Genomic DNA, 15,691 nt, shown 5'->3' on the forward strand with positions numbered 1-15,691 from the left:
CCGCGACAGGCGGGATGCGGTCTGTACGCTGCCGCACTGCATCCGCCCGGCGCCTGGGCGGATGTGCGCGAACGCAAACGGATGTGCGCAAACAGACAGACGGCGGGGCCGCCAGCGATCAGGCTGCACGCGAAGCTCACCAACACTGCCCGCCAACCTGCTGCCGTCGACGGACACATTGCCCAGGGAAACATCATGACCATGCACACCCCCATGCACACCCCGAGTTACACCCCCACTCACGCATCCACTCGTACCCACGCCGCATCGGCGCTGCCCGCTCCCGCCCGGACAACCTGGTCGCTGCTCGCACTCGCGCTGGCCGCCGTTTTGCTCGGCGCCTGCGCATCCACGCCGCCACCCGTCGAAAAGATGGCGGTTGCCGAAGCCGCTGTCGAACGGGCCAGCAGCGCCGGCACGCGTGAAAACGCGCCGGCCGAACTGCAGATCGCCATCGGCAAGCTCACCCGTGCCCGCCAGGCGTTGGCGAACAAGGACTACGAGCGCGCCGGCCAGCTTGCGGAACAGGCCGAACTCGACGCCCACGTTGCCGAAGCGCATGCCCAGGCAGTGCGCTCGCAGCGCAGCGCCACCGAGTCGCAGGACGCCGCCCGCGTGCTGCAGGAAGAAATCAACCGCAAGATCGTTCGCTGACCTCAGCGGTCAGCGCATCAGGAGCCCAAGATGACACCCCATACCAAGATCCGCACGCTGTGCATCGCCTTGTTCGGCGCTTCGCTGGCGGCCTGCAGCAGCGTGCCGGAGCGCAACAGCGCGCTTGACCAGTCACGCGAGCGCGTCGTCGCCGCACGCAGCGACCCGCACGTCAGCGCGCTGGCCGCCGACGAACTGCGCGACGCCGAAGCGTCCGTGAGCAAGGCCGAACAGGCCTGGACGGCGGGCACACGCAAGGAGACCGTCGATCACCTCGCCTATCTGGCCGAACAGCGCATCCTGATCGCCCGCGAAACCGCGGCCGGTCGGGCGGCACAGGCCGTGACCGCCGGTGCGGCGGCCGAGCGCGACCGCATGCGGCTGGCCGAACGGACGGCCGAGGCAGACAACACACGGCGCGAGCTGATCGCGTCCGAGCAACGCAGTCAGGTCAAGAGCTCCCAGCTTGCAGAAGCTGAATCGTCCGCCCTGCGCGACCAGGCCGCCATGGAACAGAGCCGGTCGCGGGTCGAAACGCTGGAAGCCGAACTGACCGCGCTGAATGCGAAAAAGACCGATCGCGGCATGGTCGTCACGCTGGGCGGCGTGCTGTTCTACAGCGGCAAGGCTGATCTGCTGTCCAGCGGTTCGGCCGACATGATCCGCCTGGCCGACTTCTTCAAGCGCAACCCGCAACGCAGCGCAACGATCGAAGGCTACACCGACAGCGTAGGCTCCGAAGCGAGCAACCTCGCGCTGTCGGGCAGACGTGCGAATGCGGTGATGGCGGAACTGGTCAAGCTCGGTGTGGCGTCTGATCGGCTGAGCACGCGTGCATTCGGCGAAGACCGGCCGGTAGCCGGAAATGACACCGCCGCCGGGCGCCAGATGAACCGGCGCGTGGAAATCGTTTTCGGGCCGCCGCCAAGCGGGATGTCGAACAATCAATAAGCAGGCGACATTGCTTACCGGCGCGCGGCGGGTGCCGCATGGCATCCAGCTCACGGGCGCCAGCGCGAAAAGCCGACCGGAAGCGCCGCTCCGGGGTGTACCATCAGCGGGCAGTCGCGAGCCAACCACTACCGGACCATCGATGCAAAGCGATTCACGAGACGTCCGGGAAGCGGGATCTCACAAGGCGGATGTCACCGGCCCGACGCTTTCGGCTTCTTCGAAGCTCGACGCGACACTTGCTGCCTGGCATACGCTGCACGCGAGTCTTTCCCCCATCATCGGCCAGCGCGGCGTGGCCGCACTCGTCAGGCGCAGCCTTTACCTGACACGTGACCGCCATCCATGGCTGGCTCCGATCTGTGACACGGCGGCCGGGCACGATGTACTCGCCGCCCTGCGCAGTGCATTGCTGCTGCAGGCCGAAGCCGAAGTGGTAGACGCTCATGGCGCGCTGCTCGAAAACTTCCGTGATCTGCTGTCCACACTCGTCGGTGATTCGCTGACCGAGAGGCTGCTGCGGTCGGTACTCGTCAACAATTCAAGCGGCTCCGCCGCGCAGGACACCTCGCAATGACCACCGGCAAAGCAAGCATCAATCGCCTGAAGACGGGTGTTCCAGGGCTGGACGAAGTACTCGGCGGAGGGCTGCCGGAGTTCTCCTGCAACCTGATCGCCGGCCCACCGGGTTGCGGCAAGACCACACTGGCGCACCAGATCATGTTCGCCCTGGCCACGCCCGAGCGGCCGGCGATCTATTTCACTGTGCTCGGCGAACCGCCGTTGAAGATGCTGCGCTACCAGCAGCAATTCGATTTTTTCGAGCTCGACAAGCTGAACCGCGCGATCCGCTTCGTGAATCTGGCCGACGATGTCGCGTGCGGCAATCTGGACAAGGTGCTCGAACACATTGTGGCCGAGGTGGAAGCGCGCGGACCGGGGCTGGTATTCGTCGACTCCTTCCGGTCGGTCATCCTGGCGAGCCAGAACGACGGCACGTCCTTCATCACGCTGCAGCACTTCATCCAGAATCTCGGCGTGCTGATGACGAGCTGGCAGGCCACCACCTTCCTGATCGGCGAGTACTTCAGCGACTGCGATCCGAACCCGATCTTCACCGTCGCCGACGGCCTGATCTGGCTGCGCCAGAGCGTCGAACGCAATTCCATGGTGCGCAAGATGGAAATCATGAAGATGCGCGGCCAGCCCTCGTTGCCCGGCCTGCACACCTTCCGCATCAGAACTTCGGGCATTCAGGTGTTCCCGCCGCCGCAGGTGTCCGGCGCACCGCGCGTCGACCGCCCAGCGGCCGGGGCGGCACGCGTGGGCACGGGCGTTCCCGGTCTGGACGACATGATGGGTGGCGGTCTGCCGCGCGGCTTTTCGCTGCTGGTCGCCGGTCCGTCGGGTTCAGGCAAGAGCACGCTCGCCACGGCATTTCTGGCCGAGGGCGCGCGCCAGGGTGAAACGTCCGTCATTGCCGCCTTCGAACAACGTCCGCGGCTGGCCCAGGGCGCAGCGCTTGCCCCGCTGATCCGGGCCGACCGCATCGGCGTGGTCGACAGCAGCGCACCGGGAGTGTCTGTTGACGAGATTGCCCGTCTGCTGATCACTGAAATCAACCGCCTCAAAGCAAGCCGGGTCGTCATCGATTCGCTGTCCGGCTTCGAACTGGCGCTGGCGCCGACATTCCGCACCGACTTCCGCGAATCGCTCTCGCGCCTGGTGTCGGCGTTGGCGAGTACCGGCGTCACCGTACTGATGACGTCGGAACTGGAAGATCGCTTCAATGACCTGCGCTTCAGCCCTTACGGCACCGCCTTCATGACCGACGCCATCATCGTGCAGCGCTATGTCGAGGTCGACAGCCGGCTAAAGCGGGTGATGGCCGTGGTGAAGGTGCGCGGCAGCGCGCACTCGAACGAGCTGCGGCAGTTCACCATCGGTGATGAAGGAATCTGCATCGGCGAGCGGATCACCGGCCACGAAGGACTGCTCGGCGGTCAGCCGGCGCGACGCGATCCGGAAGCTTCGAACGGTGCGGACGGCGCGGCCATGCAAGGTTCGGCAAACTGACTCGTCACGGCGCGCTCAGGTCATCATGAACAACCGGCCGCCGGACGAAGAGCCGCCCACGGCAGCCGGCACCACCGTCGCGCAGTTCGAAGCGCAGACGCATGCGCTGAAAGAAGAACTGAGTCGATTGCAGTGCGAGCTTGAAGACCTGAAGCATGCCTTCAATGCGACACAGGCTGCCGACCTGCTCGAAGCGAACGAAAATCTCGTGCTCGCCGCGCTGCAGGCGGAAGCGATAGCCGAAAGCGCCACGCTGACGCTGGACGAACTGGCGCGCAACGGTCAACGCGATCCGCTGACCGGCACACCCAACCGAGGCCTGATGAACGACCGGCTGGACAGCGCGATTACGCTGGCCCGGCGGCGCAGCACGCACATCGCAGTGTTGTTCGTCGATCTTGACTACTTCAAGCCGATCAACGACACACTGGGTCATCCGGTCGGCGACGCCGTGCTGTGCCAGGTCGCGCGCCGCCTCGAAAGCGTGGTGCGCGACTCCGATACCGTCAGCCGCTATGGCGGCGACGAATTCCTGGTGCTGCTGGCTGAAGTCACCCAGGCATCCGACGCCGCCCAGATAGCCGCCAAGATGCTCGCGTCTTTGGGAGAGCCCTGCCATGTCGGAGACATCGTGCTGCGCCTGTCAGCCAGCGTGGGTATCGCCCTGTTTCCTGAAGATGGCGACGACGCCGCTACATTGATCGATCGCGCAGACGTTGCGATGTACCGCGCCAAGCGCGAAGGCGGCGGCTGCTTCGACTTTCACCGCGAAGACATCGCGCGCGCCGTCGGGCTGCAACCGCGGGTCGGTCCGGTACGGCCACTACCGACATCGCACCGCGAATTCGTGCTGGCAGAGCGTGAAATGCATGTGCGCAACCTGCGTGAAGCCAACGAAAACCTGACGCTTGCGCTGCTTTCGGCGCAGGAACTCGACGAACAGGCAAACCAGTTGCGCTGGCGGCAGATCCACTTTCTGTCGATGGTGGCCGAAGACCTGCGCAAGCCACTTCATCCGATCCGCACGGCAGCGGGGCTGTTCAGCCGCGCCCGGCAGGACGAAGCGCTGCACGCTCGTCTGCCGGCCATCATCAAGCGCCAGGTGCGCCGCATGTCACGGCTGGTCGATGATCTGGTCGCGGCGGCTCAGCCGGGTGGCACCGACGTCGTGTGCGAACTGCGGCCGATCGACCTGATGACGGTGCTCGGTGCAGCGACCGAACAGGTACGCCGCACGCTCGACGGCAGGCGTCAGCGTCTGGTCACATCATGGCCGGCCGAACTGCCGCCTGCGCGTGGCCATGCAGTGCGCCTGATCGGCATCATCGCGCGGCTGCTCGAGAACGCTTCAAATCATTCGACCGACGGCAGCGAAATCCGCCTGTCAGTCGAGGCCGTCGATGGATGGGTACAGATCACCGTATCGGACGACGGCACTGGCATTCCGCCCGACGCGCTGCCCGCCATTTTCGCGCCCGCTGGATCGACCGGGCCGTCGCCCCGGCGCCGCACCTTGCCATTGCACCTGCTGCGCGATCTGGTGGAAGCACAAGGTGGCAGCCTGATCGCCAGCAGTGGCGGTCACGGACGCGGCAGCCAGTTCTCGATCAGCCTGCCGCTGGACGCGCATGCGATCGGACTGGCGAGCGGTTGAATGTACCAGGAGCCTGTCGGACTTGAAGGAAATCGGCTGCAAGTCCGACAGACTCCTAGTGCGCGCGGCCGGCGGCTGACCCGGTCGCGCGCGCTGGCGCAGCCGGTATGACTTCCACCGCCAGCGCGGCACCGAGCAGGAAGATCTGGCTCGAGCCGTAGAACCATATCAGCAGCGCAGCGAAGGAGCCCGCGGCTCCCAGAGCCGATTCGGTGGCTGTGGTCGCGATGTACAGCCCGATGGCGTAGCGACCCAGCATGAACAGCATGGCAGCGAAGCAGGCGCCGACCGCAGCGTGCAGCCAGGGCATGCGATGATCGGGCAGCCAGCGCAACAGGGTGGCGAACAGCAGCGCGATCACGCCGAACGAAAACACCGCTTCGACCAGCAGTACCACCGGCAGCAGCACCGGCCAGTGACTGGTCACCTTGTGCATCGCCAGCAGCACGGCCGTCTGCGCGACCAGCGCCACCGCGAGCAGAAAGCCGCCGCCGAGCACGATGCCCAGCGCCAATAACCTTACCTGCAGCAGCCTGAGCCACGAAAATGGCACGGCCTTTTCGCCCAGCATGGCCTGCAGTGCGGCGCGCAGTTCGATGAACACACCGGTGGCACCGATCAGCGTGCCGCCCAGTGCCAGCCAGGGGCCCAGCGAGCCATTGCCGTCACCGTTCGTACGTTCGCTTGCACGTTGCAGCAAGTCGGACACGGTACCGGCTTCGCGAGCACCGATCAGCCCCGACAGCGCGTCGATCAGCGCCACCTGCGCGCTTTCGTCGCCGAGCACCCAGAACATCACGCGGGTAACGACGACGATCAGCGGCGCAATCGCAAACGCCGCGTAAAAGGCGACCGCGGCGCCATAAGTCATGCCGCGCGCGTCGTCGTAGCGGCGCAGGGTCGCCAGCGCGATCCGCCACACCTCGGCCAGCGCGTGCGGCAGCTTCATGCCGTGACCACCCGTGCCGGCGACCTCGCGGTCAATGTCACATTCGCCGCGGCGATCACCAGATGGCGGCTGTGCTCACCCGCAGCAGCCAGATCCAGCCACTCTCCGACCGCCAGCGGCAGCAGGCCGGCCGCGCGCGCACTTGCGATGTCCGCCAGTGCACCGGCCGCACACACGGTGATTTCGTGCCGGCGACCAGCGCGCAGCACGGTCAGCGTCACCTTCGGCCAATGGCTGGGCAGTCGGGGCAGTACGCAGAGGCGGCCCTGACGCACCCGCAGGCCGCACATCGATTCAATGGCGGCATGGTGCATCCAGGCGGCCGAGCCGGTGTACCAGCTCCAGCCGCCGCGTCCGGCATAGGGTGGCTGGGTGTAAATGTCGCCCGCCATCACATAGGGCTCTATGCCATAGGCGGCGCCACGCACCTCGTTGTCCGCGCGGTGGGCCGGGCTGAGCCCGGTAAAGGTACGCCATGCCGCGTCGACGTCGCCCAGTTCGGCCTGCGCCATCAATGCCCACACCGCCGCATGTGCGTACTGGCCTCCGTTCTCGCGCACACCGGGCGGGTAGGCCTGGATGTAGCCGGCGTCCGGCCGCGCGTGCTGCAACGGTGGGTCGAGCAGGCGCACCAGGCCATTCACTTCGTCGGTCAGCAGGCGGCCGACCGATGCCATCGACGCCTGCTGCTGCGCCGGCGTGGCCACACCCGACAGCACGCCCCAGGCCTGCGCGATGAGGTCGATGCGGCACTCTTCGTTGCGGCGCGAGCCCAGCGGTGTGCCGTCGTCGAAAAACGCACGCACGAACCATTCGCCGTCCCACGCCTCGCCGCGCAACGCATCGCGCCAGCCGGCAGCGGCCAGCTGCCAGCGTTCGGCACGGCTGGTTTCGCCTTCTGCATGCGCAAGCACGGAGAAGCGGGCCACCACCTGACACAGGAACCAGCCCAGCCAGACCGACTCGCCACGTCCTTCATGGCCGACGCGGTTCATGCCATCGTTCCAGTCGCAGGTACCGATCAGTGGCAGTCCGTGCGTGCCGACCGCAAGACTGCAGTCGATCGCCCGTGCGCAGTGCTCGTACAGCGACACCCGCTGCGTGCCGACCCGCGGCACGTAATACGCATCTTCTGCGCCGTCGGGTATCGGGTCGCCTTCAAGGAACGGCACCAGCTCGTCGAACACCTCGACATCGCCCGTGACCTCGATATAGCGCGCTGCGGCAAAAGGCAGCCACAGGCGGTCATCGGAGCAGCGGGTGCGCACGCCGGCGCCGGTCGGCGCATGCCACCAGTGCTGTACGTCGCCTTCGGGAAACTGGCGCGACGCCGAGAGCAGCAACTGCGCGCGCAGCAGCGCGGGCGCGGCGACGCACAGCGCCATCGCGTCCTGCAGCTGGTCGCGAAAGCCGAACGCACCGCCCGACTGGTAGAAGCCGGCACGCGCCCACAGACGGCAGGCCACCGTCTGGTAAGGCAGCCATCGGTTCACCAGCACATCGAACAGCGGGTCAGGGCTGCTGACCGTGACGGTATCGAGCAGCCCGTTCCATTTCGCCCGCACGGCCTGTTCGCGCTGCACGGCACCCTGCTCCGCAGCGGCGCGCGCCAGCAGGCCAGCCGCGCGCGGCGAGTCCCCGTGACCGAGCAGAAATACGTGGGTGGACGCCTCATCCGGCGCCAGGCTGACCGTTGCCGCCAGTGCGGCGCACGGATCGACGCCGATGGCGTCCTGCGCAGCCAGCCGATCCGGAATGACCGGCCGGCCATCCGGGGCGAACAGTTCGCGCCGGTCGCAGGTCCAGTCGGCGAGCGTGGCGACGCCCGGTCTGCCGTCGGCCCCCTCGCGCTGCAGCACGACGAAGGCGGTGCTGTTGCCGAAGCCGGCATGGCCATCGCACTGGGTGGCCAGCAGCGCATCGATTTGCCGCGCCGAGGCGTCAGGCAATGCCAGCCGCGCGAACACCGTTCGGACCGACTGGCGGTCGGTGCGCAGCGCGCCGATCACCCACTCGAACAGGCCGATCACCCGCAATGAGTGCGCGCGGGCGCCACGATTGGTCAGCACGATGCGCACCTGCTTGACCGATTGTTCCGGATCGACGCACCAGGTCACCTTCACCTCGATGTCGCCGCGCCGGTGACGCATCGTCGTCAGGCCCTGTCCGTGTTCGATGCGGTATGGCACGTCGGCGGCAGCGGCGCCGGCGCCGACGCTCCAGATTTCGCCGCTGCGCAGGTCCTGCAGGTGGAAGGTTTCACCGCCCGCATCCCCGACCGGGTCGTTCGACCAGCCGGTGAGCTGGTTCAGCCGGCTGTTGCCCGCCCAGGTGTAGCCGGTGCCGGCTTCCGAAACCTGGCTGCCGAAATCCGGATTGGCGAGCACATTGATCCATGGACGCAAGGTGCGGTGGGCGTCGGTCACGGTAAAGCGGAAATCGCCGCTTGCACCGTCAAACGCACCCTTCGGCGGCAAGCCGACGGCGCCGTGACGCGCGGCCGGCAGCATTGTTGCCGGCTGCTCGGCACGCGCATCGAGCGCGCTGTCATGCCAGTCGACCAGGTCCTGCACATGATGCGACAGCGGTCGGCCGTCGGCATGCAGGCTGGCACGGGCGAGCGCGTTCAGCGCGCCGCACTCGGCCGGCGACAGCTCGTCGGCGTGCAACAGATACAGGCCGCAGGCCCGAGCCGACGGGGTTGCGACAATCTCGGCCGCATAACGCTCGCGCAGCGCGGCCAGTTCAGTCTGCAAGGGCATCAGATAGGAGCGGGCCTCGCCGTTGAGCACGACGAGGTCGCAGGTCAGCCCGCCCCACGACCACCAGCGCAGCGCCTGGAACAGCGAACGCAGCATGCGGATGCCCTGCACCGCGCTGGCACGCACCACAATGATCGGCCGGTCACCCGACATGCCGAGCCGCCACAGCGCACGCCGGTCATGCAGCGCGCCGCCCGCTGGCGCATCGACCAGTGCATCGACCGCAGCCGGGCGCGACATCAGCAGTGCCAGGGTCGTCGTCAGCAACTGGATGGCGGCGCGATCGTCGGCATTGACCCGCATTTCGCGCAGCCGGATGCTCGCAAACGTGCCGGACATCAACGATGAACGTTCGACCATGGCGTCCTGCCGGTAGCGCTCGACCAGCGCCTGCAGCGTGTCGCGCGCGTCGGCCGCCGCCGTGCCGACGGTGAGCGAAGCCATGCCGTGCGCAGGCAGGCTCAGGCGCATCGACAGCGACGCCAGCGGATCAAGGCCGGTCACGCAGTCCTGTCCCGGCGCATGCGACGCGATCGACGGATCTGCCGCCTTGCTGTAATCCGCCCGCGGATGTGCAGCGTCGCAATGACGCCCGAGCCAGCGCGCGCGGTCCGTCTGCACCGTGACCGACGTCAGATGCAGGTCGGCGTGCGCAATGAAATGCACCGCGTGCAACCCGCTTTCGGTCGACAGTCGCGGCTTGCGGGAGAAGTAAGCGGCACGGCTGGCGTCATCCCAGGTCGCCTGAACGAACAGCTTGGCAAAAGCCGGATGCATTTCGTCGGCCCGCGCGTCCGACAGCGATACTTCGAACATCGACATCAGTTCGACTTCGATCGGTTCCGACGAGGTGTTCCACAGTTCGACGCGGCGCAACTCGACGTCGTCTTCCGGGCTGACCCACACGGTGCAGCGGGTGCGCAGGTCGGCCCATTGCGCGTCGAGACAGACGCGGTCACTGTGGAAGGTGGCGCTGTAGTCAGCCAGCGGGTCGGCCGCCGGATGCTGCGTGATCGACACGGGTACGGCCTGCGGCGTACGCCGGAGATAGAAGAAGGTGCCGTAGGCGTCGCGCAGCGCGTCGTCGCGCCAGCGCGACACATCCGCCGTGCCGAAGCGGCTCCAGCCGGCGCCGTTGGCGCGCAGCGCGACCGAATAGCGACCGTTCGACAGCAGATGGGTCGGCTGCAGCGCCGAGGCCCCCGGCGTGACCAGGCGGGTGACGCCGGGCAAGGCATCGCGCCGGTCGTTGCGCGTCGGCGCGGGCGGCGGCGCCAGCAGTCGCGACACCTCGCGCGGCACGCGCTCCTGCAGCAGCGGGGCGACCGCGTCGATGCGCGGCTCGGCCATGCACCAGCGCCGGGGCGCACTGTCGAGCAGCAGATTGGCAAGTGCAACGATGGTCATGCCCTGATGATGCGCCATGAAGGTGCTGACCACCGTAAACGCGCTGCCGCCGGTCTGGCGGTCGGCCACGAAGTCCAGCGCCTCGGCGAAGCCCATATCGCGGCGGGCATCAAGGCCTTCCATGCGGCGCAAGTTGTCGATGGCGGCGGCCGGTTCGAACATGGCCGCCAGCGCAGTCGCATAAGGTGCGACGACGATTTCGTCGGTCGGCGTGCGGCGCAGGGCAAGGCGCGGTACGCCCTGCGGCGAATACTGGTAAGCCAGCGTGTGATCACTCGCGGCATACGCCGATTCCGACAGGCCCCACGGTACGCCGTGGGTGCGTCCGAACGCCCGGTGCTCCCGCACGGCGGCCTGCGCGGCGCTGGCCAGTGCGCTGCCCGGCAATTCATCGAGCACCAGCGACGGCATCAGATATTCGAACATCGAACCCGACCAGGAGCGCAAGCCCGCTTCGCTGCCGGTTGCGAAGAACGGCCGCCCGAGCGCCGCCCAGTGTTTGACCGGCACGTCGCCCTTGGCGATCGCCCACAGGCTGGCCAGCCGCGCCTCGGACGCGAGCAGGTCATAGTAGCTTTTGTCCAGCGTCTGTTCCTCGACCAGATAACCGATGTGGAACAGGCGCCGGCGCTCGTCATACATGAAGGCGAATTCGGCTTCGAGCGCCAGCCGGCGGCATTGCGCCGCCAGCGCGACCAGGCGCAGCGGCGCGTTGCATGCGCGGTCATCGTCGTCCGCCGGTCGCGCCGCGAGCGCATCGCAGGCACCGGCCAGTGCAAGCAGGTGACCACACAGATTGCCGCTGTCCACCACCGACACATAGGCCGGCGCCAGCGGCGCAAGCGTCTGTGTGTCGTACCAGTTCAGGAAGTGGCCGCGATGTCGCGGCAGCAGGGCCAGCGTGGCCAGCGTGCGTTCGCAGCGGGTCAGCAGTTCGAGCGTGCTGATCCAGCCGAAACGCCGCGCACAAGCCGTCGACAGCAGATAGAGGCCGATATTGGTCGGCGAGGTGCGCTGCGCGACCATCATGTAGGGCACCGTCTGCACATTGTCCGGCGGCAGATAATTGCTGGTCGGCCCGACATGGCGCTCGAACAGGCGCCAGGTGTGGCGCGCCACATCAAGCAGATAGGCGCGATCGCCGGCGGCCAGCTTGTAACGGTGGTGATGCGCCGAGGCGCGGCTGGCCAGCGCGATCCACAGCGGTGTGGCGGCCCACAGCGCGCACACCGAAAGGGTCAGCCATGGCGACGACGTCCCGCGCCACCAGAGCAGCGCAAGCACGCCAGCCGCCAGCACACTGACCGGCCAATGCACGCGCCACAGACCGGTCAGGCTGTGCCGTGCAGCGGACTGCGCATCGGCTGCGGTGGTCCATTGCAGCAGGCGTCTGCGGCTGATTGCCGTGCGCCACACTGCGCGCACGATGGCGTCGCACAGGTGCAGCGCATTGCGCAGCAGCAGCGCCAGATTCCACAGCATGCCGCCGAGCGCGCGACCGATATCGACCAGCCCCTGCTGATAGAAGTGACGCAGCGCGAGATCGTCACGCGCGGGTGCCATGCCGGCCAGCGCACCGAGCAGCGGGCCACCGCCGAACGCAGCCCCCATCAGCGCGAGCACACTCCACGGCGACAGCAGATCGCTGCCCAGCGCGACCAGCAGCAGCACGACCGAGAACGGGGCGACCAGCGAACGGCGCAGGTTGTCGATCATTTTCCAGCGATTGATGGCATTCAGGTCGAAGCGGCGCGCGCGCCACAGCAGCGGCCACAGCTGCCAGTCGCCGCGCGTCCAGCGGTGCACGCGCGAGGCGGCGACGTCGGCGTGCATCGGCGCGTCCTCGATCAGCGTGATGTCGCTGACACCGCCGCAGCGCGCGATCGACCCTTCGAGCAGGTCATGACTGAGCACCTGGCCTTCGGGCAGCCGCCCCGACAGCACGGCCTGCATCGCCTTGACGTGAAACAGCCCCTTGCCGGTGAACGTGCCTTCGTCGAAAAGATCCTGATACAGCTCGGAGGTCTCGGCGCTGTACGGGTCGACACCGCAGCGGCCGGCAAACAGGCTGTGGAAGGGCGTGGCGTGCAGCGGCGACGGCAGCGGCGTGACGATGCGCGGCTGCAGCACCGCATAACCGGACACCACGCGGCCGCGCGCGAGATCGACTCGCGGTCGGTTCAGCGGATGCGCTGCAACACCGACCAGTTCTCGCAAGGCCCCGGGCGGCAGCAAGGTGTCGCTGTCGAGCGTGACCACAAACGGTGTATCGGGCGCCGGCGTCGAACGCGGCCCCAGATCGACGAACCCCGACCGACCGCCTGCCAGCAGGTCGACCAGTTGTTCGAGCTTGCCGCGCTTGCGCTCCCAGCCCATCCAGCATTGTTCCGTCTCCGACCAGCGCCGGTCGCGATGCAGCAGCAGGAAGCGGCGCTGCCGCGGCCCCTCATCGACGGCGTCGGGCGGATAGAGCGCTTCGAGCCGATCGATCTCGGCGACGGCGGTGGCGAGCAGTGCAGCGTCCGGCCCGTCGTGCGCGACGGGTGCATCGCTGAAATCGGTGAGCAGGGCGAACTGCGCGTGCGGCTCGCGGTTCGCCAGATGATGGCGTTCGAGCTGGCGCGCCAGCGCGCGGATGGCGGTGGCCGACGACAGCATGGCCGGTATCACGACCAGCACGCGCAGCGCGGGTGGAATGCCGGCGAGCAGCGCCAGCCGGGGCAGCCGGCGCGGCGGCACCCACTCGCTGATGAGCCGGTTGAGCACGGCGATCACTGCCTCGCTCGCCGGCAGCAGCGCCAGCACGGCCAGCATCGCCCACACCGGCAACGTGAGTGACGGTGCCGCAGCGTGCTGCATGAACCCCAGCGCAAGCAGCACACTGCCAACGCCCAGCAAGGTGAGATAGACCGGCACCGCGCACCGGTTGCGCAGTTCGCCGAAGCCGGTCAGAACGGCCGGGCGCAGGCCGAGCGAGCGGCGCATCGCACCGGCTCCGCCGCCGCGCAGCCAGAAGCTTGGCGACTCGATCGGCGCCGACGGGTCGAGCTGCGGATCGCTGACCGGGACACGCATGTGCTCAAGCAGCCGCTCCGCCACGGCCAGTTCGCTGTGGCCGCTCGTGCGCGCCAGCCGCTCGATGGCATGCAGCGTGGCGTCCTGTGTATCGTCGCGCTCGGCGCGGAAGGTCGATGAAGCCAGCATCAGCTGCATCAGCATGCTGGTCTGTGCAATCAGCGCGCGCCAGTCGGCGTCCCCCAGCATGCGCAGCGAGCCGATTGCGTTGCTGACGCTCAGGTTGTCGGCCGCTTCTTCAGCCTGTTGTCGGGCCTGCGCGCTGGCCGGATCGGGCAGTGCGCGCGCCAGCGCTTCGCGCACCGATTCGCGACCGCGCAGCCCGGCGGCGGAGCGCGATCCGGAATCGGAGTGCAGCCGCTGCATCACCTGCAGCGCAAACACGGTGCCGACACGGCGCGCCTGCATCAAGCCGAACATCGCGTCGGCGTCGATCATGCGGGCGTGGCCGCCCGTGCGGCCGGTCGCTTCGCGTTCCAGCCCGTCGCACCACAGATTGGCCAGTTCGCGCGCCGCCTTGTCGGCCGCCACGCGCTCGGACAGCCGACGCAGGTTTTCGATCAGCACCACGCGCAGCGTCGTGGGCAGCGCCCACAACTCACCGAGGTTCAGTTCGCTGGTCTGCTGGTAGGCATTCAGGAATTCGATCAGCAGGTCGTCGTCGAAGGCGCTGTCGGTATGCGCGACGAAGGCCCAGGCAACACCATAGACACGCGGCAGCCCGGCCAGATGATCGCCGACCAGCACCGGCAGATCGCGGAAGTAGCGCCGCGGCAACCCGTCATGCACCGCCTTGATCTGGGCGGCCACCAGATGGAAGTTGTCGAGCAGCCATTCACCCGCCGGGCTGACGTGATGACCGATCCGCTCCTGCAGGCCGATGTAGTGCTGCGCCTCGCGCAGCACCTTCATGTTGTCGTGCAGACGCGGAAAGAAGGCGGTCGAGCGCGGCGCCTTGAGCCGCGCAGTCTGCGCTTCGCCCAGGCTGCGGCCGTGTTGCCGGAAACGTTCGGCGCTGAACAGCTCGCCGCGGATCGGTGACTCGATCACGCCGCGCGACGGATCGATCAGTGCGAGTGCCTCGGCGCCTGCGTCGGGTATCTGCCGGCGCAATCGCGCCCGGGTCATGTAGACATCGTCGTTGGAGCCCTGGGCCGTTCTTAAAACGAAAGGCCGGCGAGCAGCAGCGCCGACATCACCAGCAGCAGGCTGACAAAGCGCGGCGCCAGGAAGGCGTCGACCGCCTCGGCTGCGCAGCGCACACGATGCATCGGTCCGAGTGCCACCACACACTGGCTGAGGTGATCATTGAGGCGGGTCGGGTCCGGGCTGACGGAATGGTAGGTATTGGCAGGCATGGGATCTCCCTGGACATGAAGCGATATGAAGGTTCAACCCAGCGCACTGACGGCTGCGGGGTCGCTGATGCCGGACGGGGCAACCGGCCGATCAGTCGCGCGGCTTTCCGGCCCGTCCGACGACCGACAGCAGCAGCGTCACCGCTGCGCCCAGCGCCGCGGCGAACAGCAGCGACTGGACCGGCTTGTGGCGCACGTAACCCAGCGTCGAGTCGGTGGCCCGTACCGCCTGGTAGCGCAATCGCTGCGAGCCCTCGCGCACCGCCGCAACGCCGCGGTACTTCATTTCGTCGGCGCGGTGCGCCAGGCGGTCGAACACGGGCGCGGCCTGCAGCCGGGCGCTGTCCACACGGTCGGCCAGCTGGTCCAGCGTCTGATGGGCGATCTGGTTCGACGAGCGGATCGCCTCACCGGCGGTGTGTGCCAGCGCATCGGCAAACGTATCTGCCGTTGCGCCGAAACCGTGCTGAAGGTCGTTCTTGGTGCGATCGTTCATGGTGTGCCTGCTTTCTCTGATCAGGGGCGGCCAGCGGCCCGCAAACGCCTCATCCACGACGGACAAGACCGAACACGAAACTTGCAACGGCAAGCACGATGAAGATGAAGAACAGGATTTTCGCAATGCCGGCGGCACTGGCAGCGATGCCGCCGAAACCGAACAGCGCGGCGATGAGGGCGATGACGAAGAACACGACGGCGTAATGCAGCATGACAAATCCTCCTCGATGACGATGCTCCCCGGCCTCTGACGGGTTGCAGCGCGAAGCCAGGGAAGAAACAGGGTGCGAGGCTCACCTTCCCGAGG

General features: G+C 67.5%; 10 protein-coding genes. 5 read left to right on the forward strand and 5 right to left on the reverse strand.

Annotation, left to right across the window (positions count from 1 at the left end; all coding sequences use genetic code 11):
* Positions 1–195 precede the first annotated feature (195 nt).
* The 5 genes from Q8R75_RS14830 to Q8R75_RS14850 all read left to right on the forward strand — a co-directional run bounded on the left by Q8R75_RS14830 (position 196) and on the right by Q8R75_RS14850 (position 5,335).
* On the forward strand, positions 196–654 hold the full coding sequence (locus Q8R75_RS14830; RefSeq protein WP_305612977.1) for a DUF4398 domain-containing protein: 459 nt from the start codon (positions 196–198) through the stop codon (positions 652–654).
* Between the two features lie 30 nt (positions 655–684).
* The gene (locus Q8R75_RS14835; protein ID WP_305612975.1) at positions 685–1,605 is read left to right on the forward strand and encodes an OmpA family protein; all 921 of its coding nucleotides are present in this window, start codon (positions 685–687) and stop codon (positions 1,603–1,605) included.
* Between the two features lie 142 nt (positions 1,606–1,747).
* Complete coding sequence (locus Q8R75_RS14840) at positions 1,748–2,182, forward strand: hypothetical protein (RefSeq protein WP_305612973.1); 435 nt, start codon at positions 1,748–1,750, stop codon at positions 2,180–2,182.
* Positions 2,179–3,681 (forward strand): ATPase domain-containing protein, encoded by a 1,503-nt coding sequence (locus tag Q8R75_RS14845; RefSeq protein WP_305612971.1) that lies wholly within the window; start codon positions 2,179–2,181, stop codon positions 3,679–3,681. The genes Q8R75_RS14840 and Q8R75_RS14845 overlap by 4 nt, the downstream gene beginning before the upstream one ends.
* A gap of 25 nt (positions 3,682–3,706) precedes the next feature.
* Positions 3,707–5,335, forward strand: a complete 1,629-nt coding sequence (locus Q8R75_RS14850; protein WP_305626104.1) for a diguanylate cyclase — start codon at positions 3,707–3,709, stop codon at positions 5,333–5,335.
* 55 nt (positions 5,336–5,390) lie between these two features.
* Here the strand turns inward: Q8R75_RS14850 and Q8R75_RS14855 are convergent, their stop codons facing one another.
* From Q8R75_RS14855 to Q8R75_RS14875, 5 genes are all read right to left on the reverse strand, one after another.
* Positions 5,391–6,284, reverse strand: coding sequence for a YihY/virulence factor BrkB family protein (locus Q8R75_RS14855; protein WP_305614300.1), 894 nt, complete (start codon positions 6,282–6,284; stop codon positions 5,391–5,393).
* Positions 6,281–14,656, reverse strand: a complete 8,376-nt coding sequence (locus Q8R75_RS14860) for a glucoamylase family protein (protein ID WP_305626105.1) — start codon at positions 14,654–14,656, stop codon at positions 6,281–6,283. Before Q8R75_RS14860 ends, Q8R75_RS14855 begins: the two co-directional genes overlap by 4 nt.
* A 32-nt stretch (positions 14,657–14,688) precedes the next feature.
* The gene (locus Q8R75_RS14865) at positions 14,689–14,886 is read right to left on the reverse strand and encodes a hypothetical protein (protein ID WP_305614298.1); all 198 of its coding nucleotides are present in this window, start codon (positions 14,884–14,886) and stop codon (positions 14,689–14,691) included.
* Between the two features lie 91 nt (positions 14,887–14,977).
* On the reverse strand, positions 14,978–15,382 hold the full coding sequence (locus Q8R75_RS14870; protein ID WP_305614297.1) for a hypothetical protein: 405 nt from the start codon (positions 15,380–15,382) through the stop codon (positions 14,978–14,980).
* 49 nt (positions 15,383–15,431) lie between these two features.
* Complete coding sequence (locus Q8R75_RS14875) at positions 15,432–15,596, reverse strand: DUF1328 domain-containing protein (protein ID WP_305614296.1); 165 nt, start codon at positions 15,594–15,596, stop codon at positions 15,432–15,434.
* Positions 15,597–15,691 lie beyond the last annotated feature (95 nt).

Origin of the sequence: Methyloversatilis sp., assembly GCF_030696805.1 — a bacterium.
Taxonomy (GTDB): Bacteria; Pseudomonadota; Gammaproteobacteria; order Burkholderiales; family Rhodocyclaceae; genus Methyloversatilis.

Bases quoted from the DNA above. Each gene is read 5' to 3' on its own strand.
- Q8R75_RS14830 (WP_305612977.1), top strand. From the start codon at position 196: ATGACCATGCACACCCCCATGCACACCCCGAGTTACACCCCCACTCAC.
- Q8R75_RS14835 (WP_305612975.1), top strand. From the start codon at position 685: ATGACACCCCATACCAAGATCCGCACGCTGTGCATCGCCTTGTTCGGC.
- Q8R75_RS14840 (WP_305612973.1), top strand. From the start codon at position 1,748: ATGCAAAGCGATTCACGAGACGTCCGGGAAGCGGGATCTCACAAGGCG.
- Q8R75_RS14845 (WP_305612971.1), top strand. From the start codon at position 2,179: ATGACCACCGGCAAAGCAAGCATCAATCGCCTGAAGACGGGTGTTCCA.
- Q8R75_RS14850 (WP_305626104.1), top strand. From the start codon at position 3,707: ATGAACAACCGGCCGCCGGACGAAGAGCCGCCCACGGCAGCCGGCACC.
- Q8R75_RS14855 (WP_305614300.1), bottom strand. From the start codon at position 6,284: ATGAAGCTGCCGCACGCGCTGGCCGAGGTGTGGCGGATCGCGCTGGCG.
- Q8R75_RS14860 (WP_305626105.1), bottom strand. From the start codon at position 14,656: ATGACCCGGGCGCGATTGCGCCGGCAGATACCCGACGCAGGCGCCGAG.
- Q8R75_RS14865 (WP_305614298.1), bottom strand. From the start codon at position 14,886: ATGCCTGCCAATACCTACCATTCCGTCAGCCCGGACCCGACCCGCCTC.
- Q8R75_RS14870 (WP_305614297.1), bottom strand. From the start codon at position 15,382: ATGAACGATCGCACCAAGAACGACCTTCAGCACGGTTTCGGCGCAACG.
- Q8R75_RS14875 (WP_305614296.1), bottom strand. From the start codon at position 15,596: ATGCTGCATTACGCCGTCGTGTTCTTCGTCATCGCCCTCATCGCCGCG.